This is a genomic window from Chryseobacterium antibioticum (assembly GCF_012927325.1).
Taxonomy (GTDB): Bacteria; Bacteroidota; Bacteroidia; order Flavobacteriales; family Weeksellaceae; genus Chryseobacterium; species Chryseobacterium antibioticum.
Genome location: NZ_JABBGI010000003.1, coordinates 197,859 through 218,413 on the forward strand (window position 1 = coordinate 197,859; position 20,555 = coordinate 218,413).

Genomic DNA, 20,555 nt, shown 5'->3' on the forward strand with positions numbered 1-20,555 from the left:
CAGTAAAATTTATTTTAGAGAAAGGCATATTGCGTGCTATTTTTGATCCGAAAATTAACGCCATGAAAACACAAGCAAAAAAGCTTTTACTTCTGATTGCCTTTCTGTCCTTTATTGCAGGATATTCACAGATTAAGATCTCCGGAAAGGTCACTTTCAAAAGTAAGGGAGTCAATGAAATCAATGTAACGCTTAAAGACACTTATGATGGTGCTACCACAGATGCACAGGGAAACTTTTCCTTTGAGACCTCAGAGAAAGGAAGCCATATTCTGACATTTGCCCATCCGAAGTATCAGGACGTGGAGAAATCAATAGTAATTGACAATCAGGATATTTCTGTCAATGCAGAACTTAAAGAACAGATCAGCGAGATCGATGCTGTTGTAGTTTCTGCAGGTTCTATAGAAGCCAGCGACAAAAAAAGGGCAACGGCATTGCTTACCCCTATTGATATTTACACCACAGCAGGAGCGGACGGACAGATATCTTCGGCTTTAAATTACCTTCCGGGTGTTCAGAAAGTGGGCGAAACAGAAGGCCTTTTCATCAGAGGAGGAACAGGAACGGAATCGAAGATTTTCATGGATGGAAGTCTGATCAACAATTATTTCTCTAATTCAGTTCCGGGAATTGCCGGAAGAGACCGTTTCAATACCTCTCTCTTTAAAGGAAATGTCTTTTCAAGTGGCGGATATTCTGCATTATACGGTCAGGCTCTTTCAGGAGCGCTGATGTTGGAAAGTGTAGATCTTCCGGACCAAAGCTCTTATGATTTCGGAATTTCCCCCATATTTTTAAGCGCGGGATTTCAGAAACTCAGTGATGATAAAACCCATTCTTTTGGAGCAACGTTGGGCTATTCACTTTTAAGCGTTATGCAGAAGGTTTTTAATTTTAATACAGATTTTATTGATGCTCCGCAGGGCTTAAATGGTGATTTTAACTTCAGAATCAAAACAAAATCTGGCGGATTCTTCAAATATTACGGAATGTATGACTCTAATAAAATGGGGGTGAGAACAGAAAGCTTAGAACCGGAATATGATTTTGCCCTCGTAAGGCTGAAAGGAAAAAACACCTATCATAACCTGTCTTTTAAACAGAAATTCGGAAAATATCTTCTGAATGCAGGAACTTCTTACTCTTACAACAGATCCGATCTTAATTTTTCAACGGAAACGAATGATATAGAGTCAGACAGGACGAAACTTTTAACGGATGGTAATTACATTAATTTTAAAGCCGTTCTTGAAAGGAAAATTAATAAAATCAGCGCATTAAGAGCCGGTTTTGAACTGAATAATACAGGCGAAAAACTGAATTTTGGAGACGTTCAGAAACATTATAAAGATCTGATCTCATCCGCTTTTATAGAAACAGATCTTGGCTTCAGCAATGCATTGTCGGCAAAAATAGGAGTGAGGGCTGAAAACTCCTCGTTTTTAGAAAAAAACAATATTGCTCCCCGTTTTGCAGTGGCTTACCGCCTGGCAAAAGACTGGACGACTTCCTTTGCCTACGGATGGTTTTATCAGAATCCTGAAAGCAAATACATCAACGGACCTGCAGATCTTGAATTTCAGAAATCACAACACTATATTTTTCAGGTTCAAAGATCTTCAGAGGGAAGAAGTCTGCGTTTTGAAGCTTTTTATAAAAAATACGACCAGCTGATCAAGACATTTAACATTGTGCCGGACAAAGAACAGAATCAGCAGGTACAGACCGCCCTGAACAACAATGGTTACGGGTATGCCAAAGGATTGGAGCTTTTCTGGAGAGATAAAAAGACCTTTGAAAACATCGATTACTGGATCAGTTACTCTTTCCTTGATTCAAAAAGAGATTTTATCAATTATCCCGTAAGCTTAAAACCAAATTTCGCGTCCGCACACACCCTTTCTGCTGTGGCCAAAAGATTTATCCCGGAATGGAAATTAGGGGTCAATCTATCTTATACTTATTCTAAAGGCCGCCCTTATTATGATATTGCAACAAAATCGGAAAACAGCAACGTCATCAACTATATCAGAAATGAAGGAAAACTGAAAGACTACAATGCCCTTAATATCAGCTTCAATTATCTTCCCAACCTGGGAAAAAAAGAGGCGAAAGCTTTTACGGTTCTTGTATTAAGTGTTTCCAATGTTTTAGGATCTAAAAATGTGTATGGCTACAATTTTTCTCTTGACGGAGCCAGAAGTTCATCAGTAGTTCCACCGGTCAATACTTTCGTATTTATAGGCGCTTTCATCAGTTTTGGAGTAGACAGAACACAGGATGCAATCAATAATAATTTATAAAAATAAAAGCAACAGATATCACAATCGTTGCAAAATACATAACTTAGGATAGACAATTAACTAACTAAAAAAAATCGATATAATGAAAAAATACCTATTAAGTTTTGCTTTAGCTTTTATGAGTTTAACAGCTTTCGCACAGGCAGATTACGAAAAAATAATGACTGAAAAGATCGCTAAGATAGAAACGTGTAAAACCACAGAAGAGTTTCAAACGCTAGCAAACGATTTCCAAAGAATTGGCAGCAAAGAAAGCTCAAAATGGCTTCCTGCTTACTATGCCGCATTTTCTCAAATCCAAAAAGGAAGACTGATGATGAGAAACGGAAATATGCAGGAACTGGATGAAACTTCTGAACAGGCGGATAAGTATTTAGCAACGGCTCAAAATCTTGCCGGCGCGGACAATGCGGAGATCCATTTGTTGAGAAAAATGGCCGCTTCTTTAAGAATGATGGTCAATCCGGCTCAGCGTTACATGACAGATGGAGCCAAAGCGACGGAAGAACTTGGTATTGCAGAGAAACTTGATCCTTCGAACCCGAGAATAGCTCTTATTAAAGCAGAAGACATCTATTTTACACCTGAGCAGTACGGTGGAAGCAAGACCAAAGGCATGGAGCTGTTTAAGGAAGCACTGGCAAAATTTAATGCCTATAAACCTAAAACAGCCTTAGATCCGAATTGGGGCAAATCTGAAGCGGAATATTTCCTGAGTATGCAGACAAAATAATAACGAAATCCAAGCCTCCCTTACTGGAAGGCTTTTTTTATTCCATTCAGAAAGGAAAATAAGCCCTTCAGCAAAAAATAATTTTTGATCCCTTTATTAAAGACTAATTTTGAACCAAGAAAACAGATAATGAAACGTAAAGGATTTATCATTTTATTTTGGGTATCGTTGGGAACAGCGCTATTTTTCTTCTTATTTTTCACAAAAGAGAAGAATTTCTACAATTTTTTGATCACACTGCTGATCTCTACCATGTATTCTTTTGTTCTTGGATTCGGAAATGCTTTTATTAATGATTTTCTCAACAAGAAGTTTCCATGGTCGGAAACCACTAGAATAAGGACTGCTTTAAGTGTTGTTTCTATTATTACAGGAAATTTTATTCTAGTCTATTTCTGCAACTATATCAACTATGTCGAGATTCAGAAAGTGGCTACAACAGAAGCTTTTTTTTCCAAAGAATATGCTACGACCAACTGGTTCATGATCAATATCGCTCTTCTGATCTCTGCATTTCTTCATGCAAAAGGATTCATGGAAGAACTGAAGAAAACGTCCAGAAAAGAAGTGGTGGAACAGAAGTTGATCGCCAAGTCGGCCAATGCACAGTTTGAAAGTCTGAAAAACCAGCTGGATCCCCATTTTCTTTTTAATTCCTTAAACGTATTGAGCTCTCTGATTGATGAAAACCCCAATCAGGCACAGAAGTTTACTGCTTCAATGTCAAAGATTTACCGGTATGTACTTGAACAGAAAGATAAAGAGCTGGTAACGGTGGAAGACGAGATCGAATTTGCAAAAACATATTGTGATCTTTTGAAAACCAGATTTGAAGACAGTGTAGATTTCATTTTTGATGTTAAAAAAGAAGAGTACAGAAGATATGTAGTGCCATTATCGCTTCAGCTTTTACTGGAAAACTGCATCAAACATAATTTTGCCACTTCTTCAAGACCTTTGGTTATCAAAATATTCTCGGATAACGATACGCTCTGTATTGAAAATAACCTTCAGGCAAGAGAAAAGATGAAAGAAAGTGCGGGAATAGGGTTGGCGAATATTGTTCAACGTTATGCCCTTCTTACCAGGAAGAATGTTTTTATTGAAAAATCGGAGGATTATTTTAAAGTAAAAGTTCCGATATTATCCAGTAAGCCAAACAATATCAGTGCAAAGACCGATGATGAAAGCGGGTCCTACGAAAAAGCGAAGAAACGGGTAAAGGAATTAAAAAGCTTTTATGGCAATCTAATTTCCTACTGCACAATAATCCCTTTTTTGATCATTTTAAACCTGATTATTTCTCCTAAAAACTTGTGGTTTTATTTTCCCATGTTAGGATGGGGAATTGGTGTGATTTCCCATGCATTTCAGGTTTTTGGAGTAGGAGAGTCCTGGAAAGAAAGGAAGATCCGGGAAATTATGGACAAACAAAAAAACAGAAATAATGGAAACTTCTGATGAAAACAATATCCGCTATGAGCAGGCGAGAAGACAGGTCGATCGGTTAAGAGGATTTTACAGTCATTTATTTGCATATGTAGCTGTAAATGCTATGATTGTAGTCTATAATATGAAGCATTTGGAACCGGGAGAGAGCTATTTCCAGTTCAAAAACTTCTTTACGGCAACCTTTTGGGGAATTGGACTGGTGGCTCATGCGATAGCTATTTATTTACCTCATATTGGCATTATAAGAGACTGGGAGGAAAAGCAAATCAGGAAACTCATGGAGAAAAAGAAAAAGTAAATGGTTCCGAAATGATCAATTTCAATAGTCTATGGACTTTTTAATCTTAAAAATACAGATATGCACTTTCTACAAATCTTATTTTCCATTTCAATGGCAGCTTGGTTTATTACTGAGATTTTCTACAAAAATATGTTGAAATCCGGTAAAGAAGACAAGAAGGACAAAGATAAGTCTACCCTCAATATTTTGTGGATGGCGATTCCATTCTCTATTGCGGCTTCGGTATCGATATCTTACATCGCGAGATTTCCTATTGCCAAAGGAGTCTGGATTCTATATTTGGGTGAAGCTTGTATTCTTATTGGTATTATTTTTAGACTGATCATCATCAGGTCTTTAGGTAAATATTTTACGGTTGATGTAACGATAAAAGAGGATCACCAGATCAAAAAAGAAGGGTTTTACAAATATTTAAGACATCCTTCCTATGCGTTTTCTCTCCTGACTTCTTTAGGTTTAGGTCTGTATCTTAATAACTGGGTTTCACTAATTCTGGCTTTCCTGCCACCTTTTTTTGCTTTCATTTACCGGATTAAAATCGAAGAAGAGGCTCTGGTGGAAAAATTTGGGGAGGAATACCTGGAATACAGAAAAAAGACCAAAAAACTCATCCCTTTCATTTACTGATTTCCTTTTTCAAAAACCAACCATTCCAACGCAACGACCTGTGTCATCTGCATGATCTGCGCAAGATCAAAGAGAATGATAGGTATCTTGGCTAAACACAAAGGCGCAAGGATTGTATCTGTAATGCAATTGAGAAACGAAAAAATCTGTCTTTCTTTTATTCCAATAACTGCTAAACCAACCTTTTTACCATTCAGGAAGCATATTCTACCACTCGGTCATATAAAGTTGAGTGGAGGCTCATTTGTGGCCTACCTTTGATTTAACAAAAAAGACAAACTAACCTTTAAAAATTAAAATTATGGAAACAAAAGGATACACAAAAGAGACATTAGCGTATGAAAAAGCGTCAAAAAGAGTAAAAGAACTGAAAGGATTCTATGGAAATCTTACCTCATACTGTCTTGTAATTCCTTTCTTAGCAGCCCTGAATCTTATAACATCTCCCGGACATTTATGGTTCTACTGGCCAATGCTGGGATGGGGAATAGGAATTGTAGCTCATGCCGTGAATGTTTTCGGGATCGGAAAAGAGTGGGAAGAAAGAAAAATCAATGAGCTGATGGATCAGGAAAGAAAAAATACCAAAACATTATAGTAACCTTAAAAAACAATAATAATCATGAATTACGATAGCGCATACGAAAGAGTCAGCCAACTGAAAAAGTTTTACAAGAGTCTTCTTTGGTTTGGAATAGTGGCCGGAATTATATTCTTTGATGATATTTTTGAAGAGGGAACAATCAATTTCTCTTTATTCAACGGATCTATTATTCTTGTAATCTGGGGTATTATTTTGACGGTAAAAGCCGTGAAATTATTTCTTTTAGATGCAGAATGGGAAAACGATATCATAGAAAAGGAAATGAGAAAAAGTAAAAAGAAGATAGATTTTTAAGCTGTTTATTTTTTATCTAATTTTATTCCCGATTTAAACTAAAAACTGTCACTCAATGATCAAGACTGTCATTATCGAAGATGAAAAACCTGCTTCAAGAAAACTGGAAAGAATGTTGAGTCATTTTCCTGAAATAGAAGTGGTTGCCAAAATAGAGTCGGTAGAAGAAGGAGTTGCCTGGTTTTCTGAAAATGAGCACCCGCAGCTGATCTTTTCAGACATCGTGCTGGGAGACGGCCTGTCTTTCGATATTTTTGAAAAAGTACCAACCAAAGGGTTTATTATTTATACGACAGCTTTTGACCAGTATACTTTAAAAGCCTTTAAGCTGAACAGCATCGATTACCTTCTGAAACCTATTCTGGAAGAAGATCTTTCAGGTGCGGTGGAAAAGTTTAAATCATTCATTCCATTCAATAATACAGCTGGTTCTGAAGATATTAAACAGCTGATCAGAAAAGAAAAATCTACCCTTTCAAGGGTTTTGGTCAAGATCGGATATAACCTGAAAATTGTTCAGACACAGGAAATAAGCTGTTTTTTCAGTGAAAATAAGATTGTCTATCTTCAGACGGAAGAGCGTGTTTATCCTTCGGATTTTACACTGGATGAGCTGGAAGATATTCTGGAAGAAAAGAAATTTTTCCGGGTTAATAGACAGTTTATCATCAACTCAGATTATATAAAAAACATTCATACTTCACCGTATTACAAAGTTGATATGGAATTTCAGCCAAGCGAAGAAATTACGGTCAGCAGAGATCGGGTGAAGGATTTTAAAGAATGGCTGTTGGGGTAGAGTAAGATACTGGATTTCAGACATCAGATTTTTAGGTTGAGGCTAAGATTGAGACTGTTGTGCGAAGGTTGGAATAGTAAAATATTTTAAATAATATCCCATAACCCGAAACACGCACTCAAAACTCTCTCTCTCCAATACCCTCAAACTCTCAGGCCTGAACCGCGATTACCTGTAATCAATCCTGTTAGACTCTGTGTCTTCAAGCTGTTTTATAATAGATTGAGGAATCTCATCACTGTCAATAGGAAAGCTGATAGAGTCAGAAATAAACGTTTTTCTATCTGCTTTCTGAAATATCTCGAACAGAGCGATAGGCTCTTGATTAAAACTGATACACGTACTTATAAAATGCACCTCATGGAGCTTATATTCTGGATTTTTAAGCTTTTCCTTGATATCTTTTATCCTTGAGATAAAATGTCTCTGGCGAATAAATGTATTGCTGTTCATAATGATGAACACATAATCTGAATATGCTGTTACTTTTCCGAAATACTTATGATGATCGCCACCGCTTCTTTCGATGAGATATTCACCGGAAGTTTCAGACTTATAGATTTCCATTGCAGACCGCCATATTCTTTCATCCCTTGCCGCCAGAGGCTTTTCAGGTAGATTTCTATTGTAGGAATACCAGCAACCCACCAAACGGTCTAAAAGTGCCGTATTCTGCTTCACATTATTCATATCTATCCTGAGATCATTGAAATTGAATGCTTCCGTGTTGGAATTAATGAAATCAATATAACTGGAATATCCTAGGACTTTCACGATCTGGCTTAATTTAGCAAGATTGGGTCTGCTTAAAACAGCATTTTCGTTCTGTTTGTATTTCTTTAATTTGTTGATAATCAAATGTTCATAAAGGTAGTTAGACCCCAGAAGATCCGGCTCCTTTCTGATCCCTTTTTCAGAATGATCATTGATAATCAGGTCGTTGATTTCCGCGCTGATGTACGACCATTCTGTTTTTGTGACTCCTTCCCAATGATTTTTCTTCAAAAAATGCTGACTTAAGAAGTTCATCAGTTTCTCAAGATGCTGAATGTCTTCGTTTTTCATCCCTTAATTTTTGTAAGACTAATATAAGATTTTTATACATCCAAATAAGACGCATGCAAGACTTTTATATTTTAAAATCCAATGATATTTGAGTAGAAAAATAAAAGTTAACACAATGGAAACAACAATCTTATTAAAAGACGAAATCCTTTGGAACCGGATTCAGAATTTTTCAATGGATGCCCCGGATGCTGATTTTCCTTTTTCGAAAAAACTGGCCAGAGAAGAACGCTGGACATTAGATTTCGCTCAAAAAGCCATTCAGGAGTATAAAAAATTTGTTTACCTCTGCTGCATCCTTCCCAACGGAGCTTCTCCAAGCGAAACAGTAGACAAAGTATGGCATATGCACCTGATCTACACCCAGAATTACTGGGAAGAATTCTGCCCCCATATTTTAAAACGAACGCTTCATCATTATCCTTCGAAAGGTGGCCTTAAAGAAAAAAACAAACACCGGAACTGGTTTTCGGATACTATGAAAAGCTATCACGAGATTTTTCAACAGGAGGCTCCTAAAGAGATCTGGTATGAAAAAGAGAAAAACGGATTCATGACAATTTGGCTGAAAAGACTGAGAATCATTCCGTTATTGATGGTGCTTTTCATGATGTCATCATGTCTGGGAGAGGTTTTGGGAACACTGACTTTAGTCGCTTTACCCATAATCGTAATATTCAGTTTCTTTTCCCTGATCTCCTTATTTCGGGGTGATAATGGTAGCATTATCGTTAAAAAGAAAGATGATGGCAGTGTAGGCGGAAGCGGTGATGGAGGAGGTTCCAGTTGCAGTGGAGGTGGAGAAGGAGGAGGAAGTGGCTGCAGTAGTGGCTGCGGTGGCGGTTGTGGGGGTTGCGGCGGAGGATGTGGCGGTTAAAAAGTGAAAACCATGAAAAAGATATTAATATACATAGTCCCGGTAATGATAAGCATGATTTGGCTTGTTCTTACGCACGAGACCTATAATCCAATCTCTTTGAAAGGACCGGAATTTCTAAAGTTTTATGTAATGCTTCTGCTTGGTTTTTATCTTTCCGCAATCATCCTGAAATCATTGAAAGAAGGCCCTTCAAAAATAACTTTTTACTTTATGATGTTCATTCTGATGATAGGAATCGTGAAACTGATTAAAGGATTAATGATAGGAAAACCGGTTGGGTATCTTATTGTGCTCTTGATTATACAAGGTATTGTGATTCTATACCAATCCAGTTCAAGAGTAAATATCAAACAGAAAGAGATCTGAACCAGATGATAAAAAATAATATGATGACCAGAAAATTTACAGAAAAAGAGAGGAATATCTTGTATGAGAATATTCCTCTGCAAAAACAGGGTGATGAAGTGAGTTGGGAGACGTTTGTCTTCATCATTTTAAACATCGTGTTTTCTGTACTCATTTTTAAAACGATTCTCTATGATTATAACCCTTTTTTACCGGGAGGAGACTTTCCGGTTTGGGTTTCCATTATCTATATTTTTATAATGCTCATACCCGTTATTGTAATTCCTTTTTTGCTGACTAATTTTATACTAAGGGTAATAAGGGATATCATAGTGTATTCACGGTATCGGAAATATGCTGCAGAATATGCATTTGATTCTGATAAAATAGAAATTTTTCAGGGAAAAGACGAGGAAGACTTTATTATACAGATTCCCAATGCTAAAGAAGAAAAAATAGAAATAAAGATCTTCCTGAAAATAACAATAGAATATGCCGTGCAAAAAGATTTCCAGAAAGAAATTGGAAACTATGGGAAGGTAGATTCAGAAAAGATTGATATCCCTCTTCATGAGATTCTGAGGATTCTTGGCGCTAAAAATTTTAACAGAAAAGCTGATGTAAGACTAAAAGATTTTTCCACCAATGTAAAACTTGATTCTAATAAGGAAATGTACTATTTCCGTGATTTTCTGAAGACAAAATACAATCTCGTTTATGCTCTGAAAAATAAAGAATTGCTTTTTATCAATTTCTATGGCGATGATATTATACAGGATATCGATATTGTTGTGAAAGACGTAGAAAGTAAGGTTGAATACTATTATGATGAAGATCGGTTATTATAAATATAGCAGACATTATTGTCACTGTGATTTTTATATCAACTGAATTCAAGCATAAGATGAAGAGGTAATAGCTTCCTGAAAAAAGAAACCCGAAACAAAAAATGCTTCGGGATTTTATAAATATCAATTAAAATGATTTAATTTTTCTGTTCTTCTTTTACAGGCTTGTAGCCGTATTTACGGACCATGACAGACGTGATGACCGCTAGGATTAGAGTAGCTGCCATATTGGATGGTTCCGGATGTACAATAACCTGATAGAGATTATAGCCCAAAACGGCACTTACAACAGGAATTAAAATAAGGTTGACAAAAGTGTACTGGTTTTTTGAAGTCGTTTTCATAGTGATATTTTTTATTGTTATTTACCTAGTAAGTCTAACAACTCAAAATTCGTTACAGAAAATTTTCAAAAAACTTTTTCGTTATGCGATAACACCGCTTCCAATCAGTTCCTCGTCAAGATACCACGCTGCAAACTGACCTTCCGCAATCGCTGATTGAGGCTCTTCAAATTCAACATACAATGCATTCTCAAACTGATAAAGAACCGCTTTTTGCAATGCCTGTCTGTATCTGAATCTAGCCATGACTTCCATAGACTTACCATTTTCCAGCTTTAGATCATCGCGAACCCAATGCAGCTCTGAATTGTCAATTTTTAATGCTTTTTTATGCAGTCCCGGAGAACTGTGACCTTCGCCCACAAAAATGATATTGTTTTCCATGTCTCTGGAGATGATAAAACAGCTTTCCTTATGGCCGCCTATACCAAGTCCCTTGCTTTGTCCGATCGTGAAAAATTGAGCACCCTGATGCTTTCCGATTACTTTACCGTCCGCTTTTTTATAATGGATTTTCTGGGATAAAAATTCCAGCTCTTCCTCTTTTGAAGAAAATTCGGGTTTTTCTACAGAAAATAAAGGTGAATCTTTGAAAATTTCTACAATTTCTCCTTCTTTAGGAACCAATTGCTGTTGCAAAAACTGGGGCAGACTTACCTTTCCGATAAAACATAATCCCTGAGAATCTTTTTTGTCAGCGGTGACAAGCCCGATCTCTTTAGCAATTTCTCTTACCTGAGGCTTGGTGAGCTCACCGATAGGAAACAAAGCTTTTGACAACTGATCCTGGCTCAGCTGACACAGAAAATAAGACTGGTCTTTGTTATTGTCTTTTCCTGCTAAAAGATGAAAAATTTCCTTTCCGTTTTCGTCAAAAGTAGAATTAACCTGTGCATAATGTCCTGTGGCTACTTTATCAGCCCCTAAAGACATTGCGGTCTTCATGAAAACATCAAACTTTACTTCTCTGTTACATAAAACATCAGGATTTGGAGTTCTTCCTTTCTGATATTCGTCAAACATATAATCTACAATACGCTCTTTGTAAAGCTCGCTCATATCGATGACCTGAAAAGGAATCCCAAGCTTCTGGGCTACCATCAGAGCATCATTACTGTCTTCAATCCACGGGCATTCATCCTCCAGCGTTACCGAAGCATCATTCCAGTTTCTCATAAACAAAGCGACCACTTCATGGCCTTGTTGTTGCAACAAATACGCTGTAACACTGGAATCTACACCTCCAGATAATCCTACTACTACTTTCATTTTATTTCAATTTTACGAAACTCTTAACGGGAGTTCTTAGTTTGACCCGGCAAAAATACGACTAAAAAAATTCGAAAAAAAACCATAATTTTAAACATCGATAAAAACAATATTAATATGAAAAAATTTATTATTCCTTTATTTGTAATGATTTCAGGATCAATATTTTCCCAGGTTTCAGTAGGCACGGAGTCACAAGACAATAATAAATGGACGTTCGGTGGCGGAATCGGTTTAGGATTCGGAAGCAACAGTGCATTTTATCTGCAGGCTTCCCCAAGAGTAGGATACAAAATCACCGATGATCTTGAGGGCGGGGTGGTAGGAAGTGTTTCCTGGCAGACTTCTAATTACTACAAATCAACGATGTTTGGAGTAGGACCTTTTGCCAATTATTATATTGCCCGATCATTTTATGTGGGGGCCAATCTTCAGCATTATTTTATCAATTATACAGACAAATTTTATGATTATAAAGTGAATGAGCAGGAAACTGCTTTATACCTTGGCGGCGGATATATGCAGAGGATAGGAGGGAACTCTTTTATGCAGCTGGGCTTAATGTATAACGTGCTTTGGAAAGAAAATTCAAGTGTATTCTCGAGTGGGCTGGTTCCGAATATAGGATTTGTAGTAGGACTGTAGACTCGATAAAAAAAATTAAACATCAATAGGAACGGGCTTTAGCTCGTTTCATTTTGACCTAATCCTGGATTGGCTTTAGCCAAAACATAGAAAACAAAAAGCACCGGAATTTTCCGGTGCTTTCATTATTATTATAGTATTTGTTTAAAACTAAGAAGACTTTTCAACCGTTTTTTTCGGTTTTGAAGTTTTTCCGGTCAATCCGTCTTTAGCTTCATTCACTTCAAGAACTACAGTTTCTCCTTCATTCAATTGCTTATTCACTAGCATTTCTGCCAATAAATCCTCAATATATTTCTGGATGGCTCGTTTTAACGGTCTTGCTCCGAAGTCTTTATCCCATCCTTTTTCAGAAATAAAGTCTTTGGCATCTTCAGTTAATTCCACTTTATAACCTAATTTCTCTAATCTGCCATAAAGCTTGTTCAGTTCAATATCGATAATTCTCTTGATATCATCCTGTACCAGAGAGTTGAAGATCACAATGTCATCAATTCTGTTTAAGAATTCAGGAGCAAATGCTTTTTTAAGGGCATTTTCAATCGTGCTTCTCGCTCTTGTATCTGTACCAGTCTTTTTAGCTGACGTTCCGAATCCTACACCATCTCCGAAATCTTTAAGATCTCTTGTTCCAATGTTGGATGTAAGGATAATAATCGTATTTCTAAAATCGATTTTTCTTCCTAAACTGTCTGTAACGTGACCTTCATCCAGGATCTGCAACAGGATATTGAATACATCAGGGTGAGCTTTTTCAATCTCATCCAAAAGAACCACAGCATAAGGTTTTCTTCTTACAGCTTCAGTTAATTGTCCACCTTCCTCGTATCCAACATATCCCGGAGGCGCACCCACCAATCTTGAAACCGCAAATTTTTCCATGTATTCACTCATGTCAATTCGGATCAGAGATTCGTCAGATTCGAAAAGTTCTCTTGCCATTACTTTGGCCAGCTCGGTTTTACCCACTCCGGTTGTACCCAGAAAGATAAAAGTACCGATTGGACGGTTCGGGTCTTTAAGACCAGCTCTGTTTCTTTGAATGGCCTTCACAACCTTCTTCACAGCATCTTCCTGACCAATCACTTTTCCGTTCAGTTTTTCATCCATCTGAGCTAACTTATCGAGCTCGTTTTTACCCACTTTCGTCACCGGAACACCACTCATCATAGAAACCACTTCCGCTACATTTTCTTCCGTTACGGTTTCTTTTTTCTCTTTTACATCTTTGTCCCATTTATCCTGAGCAGAATTAAGTTCCATTTGAAGACGTTCCTCTTCATCTTTAAGCTTTCTGGCTTCAAGGTAGTCCTGAGCTTTTACAGCTTTCTGCTTCTTTTCTTTGATATCCTCAATTTTCTGCTCAAAATCAATGATTTCGGTAGGAACTTTCATGTTTTTAATATAAACACGTGATCCTGCCTCGTCCATCGCGTCAATAGCTTTGTCCGGTAAGAAACGGTCTGTAATATATCTTGATGTCAGATTGACACAAGCCAGAATTGCTTCTGGGGTATACACTACATTATGATGTTCTTCGTATTTATCTTTAATTTGATTCAGGATCTGAATGGTTTCCTCAATATTGGTAGGTTCTACCATTACTTTTTGGAATCTTCTTTCCAAAGCTCCGTCTTTCTCGATATACTGACGGTACTCATCCAGAGTTGTGGCCCCGATGCATTGAATTTCGCCTCTTGCCAAAGCAGGTTTGAACATATTGGATGCATCCAGACTTCCTGTAGAACTTCCGGCACCAACAATAGTGTGAAGCTCATCAATGAATAGGATGACATCTCTGTTCTTTTCCAGCTCCGTCATGATCGCTTTCATTCTTTCTTCAAACTGACCACGGTATTTTGTACCTGCTACCAAACTTGCCAGATCCAAAGTAATAACGCGCTTTCCGTAAAGAACTCTCGACACTTTCTTCTGCTGAATTCTTAAAGCCAGTCCTTCTGCAATCGCAGATTTACCAACTCCCGGTTCACCAATAAGAAGAGGGTTGTTTTTCTTTCTTCTCGATAAGATCTGAGAAACACGCTCAATTTCTTTTTCACGACCAATCACAGGATCCAATTTTCCGTCTCTAGCCAAAGAAGTTAAGTCTCTACCAAAGTTATCCAATGTAGGCGTTTTACTTTTTGCAGAACCTAAATTTCCTGAAGGCTTCCTCATCTGCTCAAATTCCTCTCTGTCGTCATCATCGTCATAAGCACTCATCTGTGGCGCCTGTCCAGAATTTTTAAGCATTGTTTGGTACTCTTTTGAAACTCCTTCATAATCGATGTCGTAAGCGCCTAAAATATTTGAAGTAGGATCCTCATATTTATATAGAATGCCTAAAAGCAGGTGAACGGTATTAATTTCATTGCTTTTATATTGTCTGCATTCCAGCTCTGCACGTTTGATCGCATGATCTGCCATCTTGGTGAAAGAAATATTAGTAACCTCTTCAGAAATAGGATTAAGACTTGCTGTATTTAAAGTTTCAATTTTTCTTCTGATTTGTGTTAAATCCGCATTAAGGCTTTGAAGGATTTCTTTTGCAGAGTTTTCCGTTTTTATAATACCTAAAAGTAGGTGTTCTGTATTAAGAAATTCACTTTTCAGCCTTTTAGCTTCGCTCTTGCTTTGTTTGAACACTTGGCTCAAACCTTGTGAAAACTTATAATCCATAATATATCTCATTAGAATAATGGCAGCGGTGCCATTTATTCATTATCTAAATTACAAATATTTTACCAAAAATCAATTAATGACTTTATGGCAGAAAAAATTTTATTATCTTATTGAAAATGATTAAGTTTGTTATCCTTTAAAACTTCCCCATGAATCCCGAAATTACTACTTATATCGGATATTCTGCATCAATTTTCATAGTACTGAGTTTTATACTGAAAGATGTAAGAAAAATTAGAATTGTTAACATGATAGGGTGTGTCTGCTTTGTCATTTATGGTATTTTCAATGGAATGCTCTGGCCAGTTATTATTCCGAATGGGTTAATCTGCTTTATTCAGGTTTATTATTTGTTGGCGGGAAACAAAAAGGAATGAAGAAAAAAATAATTACTTCTGCTTTCAGTAACCTGTGTACAGACCAGCGGATTGAAAAGGTATGCCGGACACTGTATGAGAACGGTTATCAGGTAGAACTGATTGGAAACGACTGGAAAGGAGCTGAGCAAATGGATCGTCCTTACCCATTTTCCAGAATACATTTAGCTTCCAAAAGCTTGAAAACAGCTTATTTTGAATTTAATTGGAAACTGTACCATCAATTAAAGAAAAAAGCAGACAGCAACACAATTCTTCACGCGAATGATCTTGATTCACTGCTTCCAAATTATTTCATCGCTAAAAAATTAAATATTCCGCTTGTTTTTGACAGTCATGAAATTTTTTCAGAAATGCCTGCTGTTCAGGGCAAAATGTCACAAAAACTGTGGCGGTATTTAGAAAAAAAGATCATTCCTGAACTTACATTCATGATCACGGCCAGTGGAAGCTATGCAAAATGGTTCCAAAAAAAATATGGGCCCCATCCTGTTGTCGTTCAGAATGCACCGAGAAAAATGGAATTTACCATGAAAATTCCGGAGAACAACCCTAAAATATTTTTATATCAGGGGGCGATCAACCCTTTTCGTGGGATTGATAAGGCTATTCTGGCAATGAATCACCTTGAAGGAGTTGTTTTCAAAATAGCAGGAGACGGGCCAAGAAAAAAAGAATATGAAGATCTTGTTGCGAAAGAAAATCTTCAGCATAAAGTTCAGTTTTTAGGAAAATTGAAACCAGATGACCTCAGAGGTATTACGTTGACAGCAGATGTCGGTATGAGTATCGAGGAAAATGGGGGCGAAAGCTACCTTTATTCTCTGCCGAATAAAGTTCTGGACTGCATCCAGTCTCGCGTTCCACTGGTGCTTGCAGATCTTCCGGAGATGCAGAATATTAAAAATCAATTTGATGTGGGAGAAATCATAAAAGACCACCGGCCGGAAAATATAGCAGCTGCTATCCGAATAATTCTAAATAAAGGAAGGGGAAGCTATCAGAAAGAACTGGAAAGAGCATCAAAAGAACTCTGTTGGGAAAATGAAGAAGTAAAGTTGTTGAAAGTTTTTGAAAAAGCATCAGAATAAATAATCTTTATAAAATGGTTATCTTTGCATAAAATTTGTTAAAAAAATGACCATTAAAGAAAAACAGCAAGAAATAATCGACGAGTTTGCTTTTCTCGATGACTGGGAACAGAAGTATGAATATATTATTGATCTTGGTAAAGAGTTAAAGGGTCTGCCCGAAGACAGAAAACAAGATGGTAATCTCATCAAAGGCTGTCAGAGCAAGGTTTGGATCGATGCTGAATACAAAGATGGAAAGCTTTTTTTTGATGCCGATTCAGACGGAATACTTCCTAAGGGAATTGTTTCACTTTTAGTAAGCATCTACAGCGGTCATTCTACACAGGAAATCTTAGATTCTGACTTTGAATTCATTGCAGAGATAGGGCTTCAGGAATTTCTTTCGCCATCCCGAGCAAATGGATTAATGGCGATGACTAAACAGATTAAGTTTTACGCAGTTGCCTACCAGTTAAAATCTTAGGCGTGACCAGAATTCTAGCATATCGTTTTTCCGCTTTTGGTGATGTCGCGATGACGGCACCTGTCTTCAGGGAGTTTCTGGAGCAGAATCCTGACGTGGAAATTATCATGGTTTCCAGAAAGAATTTCGAGGGTTTATTTGCTGATATTCCGAATGTTAAATTTAAAGGAATTAACCTTGATGACTACAAAGGGATCTTTGGATTGAGAAGGCTTTCTAATGAACTGCTCAAAGAATTTAATCCTGATTATATAGCCAATCTTCATGATGTGATCAGAACTAAAATTCTGGATAAGATCTATCGAAGAAAAGGGCTTAAAGTCTTTAAAATAAACAAAGGAAAAGAAGAAAAGGAAGAGCTTACGGATGTCTGGAACCTGAATAAAGTTCAGCTAAAAAAGACGGTGGAACGCTATGCAGATGTTTTCCGTGATATGGGGTTTAAAGTAGAGCTTTCTCATAAGTTGCGACCGGTTCCGGGGCAAAAATTAGGAATAGGTCTGGCTCCTTTCGCACAGCATAAAGGGAAAATGCTTCCCTTGGAAAAATCTTTTGAACTGGCCAGAATTTTGGCTCAAAAACACACCATCTATTTCTTTGGAGGGGGGAAAAAGGAAACCGAAACCCTTGAAAAGTGGGAAACTGAGATTCCAAATACCAAAAGCCTTTCAGGAAAATTAAACCTTTCAGAAGAGCTTCACAAAATCTCAGAACTGGAGTTGATGATCTCTATGGATTCTGCCAATATGCACCTTGCCAGCCTTATGGGAACCAGGTGTGTTTCTGTGTGGGGGGCAACCCATCCTTATGCTGGTTTTTTAGGCTTCGGACAGAGCGAAAACGACGTGGTTCAGGTGAAAGACCTTACCTGCAGACCTTGCTCGGTTTTTGGTGATAAAGGATGTTATCGGGGCGATTGGGCCTGTCTTGAAGAACTTAATATCCAGAAGATCGTTGAAAAAATTCAATTATAATGTTGTTGTCAATCTGTATTCCTGTCTATAATTTTAATGTTCGCGGCCTCGTATCTGATTTAAAGAAAGAGATTGGTGCTAATGGAATCAATGCAGAAATTATTTTGATTGACGATGCTTCTGATGAAAGCTATAAAAAGATTAATCAGATACTTCAAAATGAGGTTGAAAACTTCATTTTTCTTGAAAAAAACATTGGAAGATCAAGGATACGTAACCTTTTTCAAAAGTACGCGGCAGGGGAGTACCTGTTATTCCTGGATTGTGATGGAAAAATTACAGAAAAGAATTTCTTAAAAAAATATACAGAGTTTATACAAAAAGATCAGGACACCAAGGTTATTTATGGCGGCAGGACTGTTTTGGGACGCGCTTCGGGTCCTGAATATTATTTAAGGTGGAAATTTGCTATTGAAAGGGAAAATCTGCCTGTCGAGCTACGTTTGGATAAACCTTATTTAAGTTTTCAGACCAACAACTTTATCATTAAAAGAGACGTTTTTGAAAAAATACATTTCAATCCTAATTTTCAAAAATATGGATACGAAGATCTTCTTTTTGCGATGGATTTAAAATCTGAAAAAATAAGTATAGATCACATAGACAACCCGATTCTTAATAATGATCTTGAAACTAGTACTGTATATCTTGAAAAAGTAGCGGAATCTGTAGAAAGTCTGACCAAAATACTTAAAGACGAAAGTCTGAAGTCAAAATTGTCAGAAGTAAAACTTGTGTGGCTGTACAATAAGCTGCCTTTTAAGCCTTTTATCGACCTGTTTTTAGATGATAAAACATTGTACGCTCTTAAGGCGAAACTTTTAAGAGGAAATGTTAATCTGCGCTATCTTGATCTGTACAAATTAGGGCTACTTATAAAAAAGATGAAGTAGGTTTTTAAATATTTGCGGGACATATAAAACAAAAAAATCTCCCAGTTTCCTGAGAGATTTTGTGGGCCCTGAGGGATTCGAACCCCCGACCCTCTGGGTGTAAACCAGATGCTCTGAACCAACTGAGCTAAGAGCCCTGAACTTTTTTTGAAAGGCTTCAGTTACCTTTGTGTGGGCCCTGAGGGATTCGAACCCCCGACCCTCTGGGTGTAAACCAGATGCTCTGAACCAACTGAGCTAAGAGCCCCTAATACTTGTTTCCTCGTTTAGAGTGGTGCAAATATACGACTTATTCAGAAATCTCCAAATTTTTTTCTAAAAATTCTCCAACAACAAAATTACTTCCGCCGATGAAAATCATTTCTTCATTTGTACATCGCTCTTTTGCAGAAAGATACGCTTCCTGTACCGAATCGAAAATTTTATAAAAAATTTTTGCTTCCTGCAGAAGAACTTCATAGTCTTCCGGGTGTCTTCCCCTGCTGATAGCTGGTTTTGCAAAATAAAATTCTGAATTTTCCGGAAGAAGAGCCATCACTTCATCTATTTTTTTGTCACTTACAAATCCCAGAATGACATGCTTATGTCTGTCAATAGAATTTAGTTGTGAAAATACATACTCCAGCCCGGCCTGATTGTGCCCCGTGTCACAAATGGTAAGCGGATCTTTAGAAAACTCAAACCAACGGCCGATAAAACCCGTGTTTTGATGGACATTCAATAATCCGTTCTCTATATTTTTGTCAGAAACAGGGATATTTAATTTTTTTAACTCATCGATCAAGCCAAGAACCACGCGGATGTTTTTTTTCTGATAGTTTCCTTTAAGATCGGAGACAAGGTCCGTTTGTATGGTTGTAGCGTCTATAAAGGGTGCGTTTTCGCTGTTGCCCTTTCCCCTGAGGATATTTTTAACTGTTTCTTTTTCTTCTCCTGAAACAATTGGGATATGAGGTTTGATGATTCCTGCTTTTTCTGAGGCGATCTCTTCAATGGTATCTCCTAAAATATTCTGGTGGTCCAACTGTACATTGGTGATGGCGGCAACCAAAGGGGTAATGATATTCGTGGAATCCAGCCTTCCTCCAAGACCGACTTCAATAATAGCAAAATCTACCTCCTGCTGGTAAAAATATTCAAAAGCCATAATGGTTGTAAATTCAAAAAAGGAGGGATAGATATCTTCAGGAAGGGTCTGAAGTTTCCGAATGAAATTAAAAACAAACTCCTTATCACAGTTTTTTCCGTTTACTTTGATCCGTTCTGTAAAGTCGATAAGGTGGGGAGAATTATATAAACCCACTTTATATCCGGCATCCTGCAGAACCGAGGCCAGCATATTGCTGGAAGACCCTTTTCCGTTGGTACCTCCAATATGAATGCATTTTATCTTTTCCTGAGGATTGCCAAAGAAATCACATAACTTTGTAATATTATCTAATCCAGGCTTATAGGCCTTCAGTCCATCGGTCTGATAGTTGGGAGCCTGTACGAAAAGCCAGTCTACAGCTTCCTGATATTGTCCGTTTGTCATGGTGCAAAATTCACAAAAGTTTTTTT

General features: G+C 37.3%; 22 protein-coding genes and 2 tRNA genes. 17 read left to right on the forward strand and 7 right to left on the reverse strand.

Annotated features, from left to right (window positions below):
• Positions 1-62: 62 nt before the first annotated feature.
• The 8 genes from HHL23_RS03715 to HHL23_RS03750 all read left to right on the forward strand — a co-directional run bounded on the left by HHL23_RS03715 (position 63) and on the right by HHL23_RS03750 (position 7,116).
• Complete coding sequence (locus HHL23_RS03715) at positions 63-2,306, forward strand: TonB-dependent receptor (protein ID WP_169233471.1); 2,244 nt, start codon at positions 63-65, stop codon at positions 2,304-2,306.
• A gap of 82 nt (positions 2,307-2,388) precedes the next feature.
• A complete protein-coding gene (locus HHL23_RS03720) occupies positions 2,389-3,039 on the forward strand; it encodes a hypothetical protein (protein ID WP_169233472.1) in 651 nt (216 codons plus the stop codon).
• 129 nt (positions 3,040-3,168) lie between these two features.
• Entirely contained in the window at positions 3,169-4,500 is a 1,332-nt protein-coding gene (locus HHL23_RS03725; protein WP_169233473.1) for a 2TM domain-containing protein, read from the forward strand.
• Positions 4,487-4,789 carry a 2TM domain-containing protein gene (locus tag HHL23_RS03730; RefSeq protein WP_169233474.1) on the forward strand — a complete coding sequence of 101 codons (303 nt, stop codon included), beginning with the start codon at positions 4,487-4,489 and terminating at the stop codon, positions 4,787-4,789. Before HHL23_RS03725 ends, HHL23_RS03730 begins: the two co-directional genes overlap by 14 nt.
• A gap of 60 nt (positions 4,790-4,849) precedes the next feature.
• A complete protein-coding gene (locus tag HHL23_RS03735) occupies positions 4,850-5,419 on the forward strand; it encodes a methyltransferase family protein (protein ID WP_169233475.1) in 570 nt (189 codons plus the stop codon).
• A 301-nt stretch (positions 5,420-5,720) separates the two neighbouring features.
• Positions 5,721-6,017, forward strand: coding sequence for a 2TM domain-containing protein (locus HHL23_RS03740; RefSeq protein ID WP_169233476.1), 297 nt, complete (start codon positions 5,721-5,723; stop codon positions 6,015-6,017).
• A 24-nt stretch (positions 6,018-6,041) separates the two neighbouring features.
• Entirely contained in the window at positions 6,042-6,317 is a 276-nt protein-coding gene (locus HHL23_RS03745; protein WP_169233477.1) for a 2TM domain-containing protein, read from the forward strand.
• A 55-nt stretch (positions 6,318-6,372) separates the two neighbouring features.
• Complete coding sequence (locus HHL23_RS03750; RefSeq protein WP_169233478.1) at positions 6,373-7,116, forward strand: LytR/AlgR family response regulator transcription factor; 744 nt, start codon at positions 6,373-6,375, stop codon at positions 7,114-7,116.
• A 168-nt stretch (positions 7,117-7,284) separates the two neighbouring features.
• Here HHL23_RS03750 and HHL23_RS03755 read toward each other — a convergent pair whose 3' ends face one another.
• A complete protein-coding gene (locus HHL23_RS03755) occupies positions 7,285-8,181 on the reverse strand; it encodes a hypothetical protein (RefSeq protein ID WP_169233479.1) in 897 nt (298 codons plus the stop codon).
• A gap of 115 nt (positions 8,182-8,296) precedes the next feature.
• Between HHL23_RS03755 and HHL23_RS03760 the strand changes: the two genes are divergently transcribed.
• From HHL23_RS03760 to HHL23_RS03770, 3 genes are read left to right on the forward strand one after another with little or no spacing between them, the layout of a single operon-like run.
• A complete protein-coding gene (locus tag HHL23_RS03760) occupies positions 8,297-9,058 on the forward strand; it encodes a glycine-rich domain-containing protein (RefSeq protein WP_169233480.1) in 762 nt (253 codons plus the stop codon).
• 12 nt (positions 9,059-9,070) lie between these two features.
• Positions 9,071-9,427, forward strand: coding sequence for a hypothetical protein (locus tag HHL23_RS03765; RefSeq protein WP_228464598.1), 357 nt, complete (start codon positions 9,071-9,073; stop codon positions 9,425-9,427).
• Between the two features lie 20 nt (positions 9,428-9,447).
• Positions 9,448-10,254 (forward strand): hypothetical protein, encoded by an 807-nt coding sequence (locus tag HHL23_RS03770; RefSeq protein WP_169233481.1) that lies wholly within the window; start codon positions 9,448-9,450, stop codon positions 10,252-10,254.
• Positions 10,255-10,391: 137 nt separating this feature from the next.
• On the opposite strand, the gene HHL23_RS03775 is transcribed toward HHL23_RS03770, so the two are convergent.
• Together HHL23_RS03775 and mnmA are read right to left on the reverse strand one after the other, a co-directional pair.
• On the reverse strand, positions 10,392-10,598 hold the full coding sequence (locus HHL23_RS03775; RefSeq protein WP_169233482.1) for a hypothetical protein: 207 nt from the start codon (positions 10,596-10,598) through the stop codon (positions 10,392-10,394).
• 81 nt (positions 10,599-10,679) lie between these two features.
• Positions 10,680-11,867, reverse strand: a complete 1,188-nt coding sequence (mnmA, locus tag HHL23_RS03780) for a tRNA 2-thiouridine(34) synthase MnmA (RefSeq protein ID WP_169233483.1) — start codon at positions 11,865-11,867, stop codon at positions 10,680-10,682.
• A gap of 117 nt (positions 11,868-11,984) precedes the next feature.
• Between mnmA and HHL23_RS03785 the strand changes: the two genes are divergently transcribed.
• Entirely contained in the window at positions 11,985-12,512 is a 528-nt protein-coding gene (locus HHL23_RS03785) for a hypothetical protein (protein ID WP_169233484.1), read from the forward strand.
• A 150-nt stretch (positions 12,513-12,662) separates the two neighbouring features.
• Here the strand turns inward: HHL23_RS03785 and HHL23_RS03790 are convergent, their stop codons facing one another.
• On the reverse strand, positions 12,663-15,191 hold the full coding sequence (locus HHL23_RS03790; protein ID WP_169233485.1) for an ATP-dependent Clp protease ATP-binding subunit: 2,529 nt from the start codon (positions 15,189-15,191) through the stop codon (positions 12,663-12,665).
• Positions 15,192-15,343: 152 nt separating this feature from the next.
• Between HHL23_RS03790 and HHL23_RS22420 the strand changes: the two genes are divergently transcribed.
• The 5 genes from HHL23_RS22420 to HHL23_RS03815 are packed head-to-tail and all read left to right on the forward strand — an operon-like array spanning position 15,344 to position 18,995.
• Entirely contained in the window at positions 15,344-15,571 is a 228-nt protein-coding gene (locus HHL23_RS22420) for a uroporphyrinogen decarboxylase (RefSeq protein ID WP_169233486.1), read from the forward strand.
• Positions 15,568-16,662, forward strand: a complete 1,095-nt coding sequence (locus tag HHL23_RS03800) for a glycosyltransferase (protein WP_169233487.1) — start codon at positions 15,568-15,570, stop codon at positions 16,660-16,662. The genes HHL23_RS22420 and HHL23_RS03800 overlap by 4 nt, the downstream gene beginning before the upstream one ends.
• A gap of 46 nt (positions 16,663-16,708) precedes the next feature.
• Positions 16,709-17,128, forward strand: coding sequence for a SufE family protein (locus HHL23_RS03805; protein ID WP_169233488.1), 420 nt, complete (start codon positions 16,709-16,711; stop codon positions 17,126-17,128).
• A 2-nt stretch (positions 17,129-17,130) separates the two neighbouring features.
• The gene (locus tag HHL23_RS03810) at positions 17,131-18,102 is read left to right on the forward strand and encodes a glycosyltransferase family 9 protein (protein ID WP_317174663.1); all 972 of its coding nucleotides are present in this window, start codon (positions 17,131-17,133) and stop codon (positions 18,100-18,102) included.
• Positions 18,102-18,995, forward strand: a complete 894-nt coding sequence (locus HHL23_RS03815) for a glycosyltransferase family 2 protein (RefSeq protein WP_228464600.1) — start codon at positions 18,102-18,104, stop codon at positions 18,993-18,995. Before HHL23_RS03810 ends, HHL23_RS03815 begins: the two co-directional genes overlap by 1 nt.
• A gap of 62 nt (positions 18,996-19,057) precedes the next feature.
• Here the strand turns inward: HHL23_RS03815 and HHL23_RS03820 are convergent.
• The 3 genes from HHL23_RS03820 to HHL23_RS03830 all read right to left on the reverse strand — a co-directional run bounded on the left by HHL23_RS03820 (position 19,058) and on the right by HHL23_RS03830 (position 20,529).
• Positions 19,058-19,132, reverse strand: a tRNA-Val gene (locus HHL23_RS03820).
• 35 nt (positions 19,133-19,167) lie between these two features.
• A tRNA-Val gene (locus HHL23_RS03825) sits at positions 19,168-19,242 on the reverse strand.
• A gap of 42 nt (positions 19,243-19,284) precedes the next feature.
• A complete protein-coding gene (locus tag HHL23_RS03830) occupies positions 19,285-20,529 on the reverse strand; it encodes a bifunctional folylpolyglutamate synthase/dihydrofolate synthase (RefSeq protein WP_169233489.1) in 1,245 nt (414 codons plus the stop codon).
• Positions 20,530-20,555 lie beyond the last annotated feature (26 nt).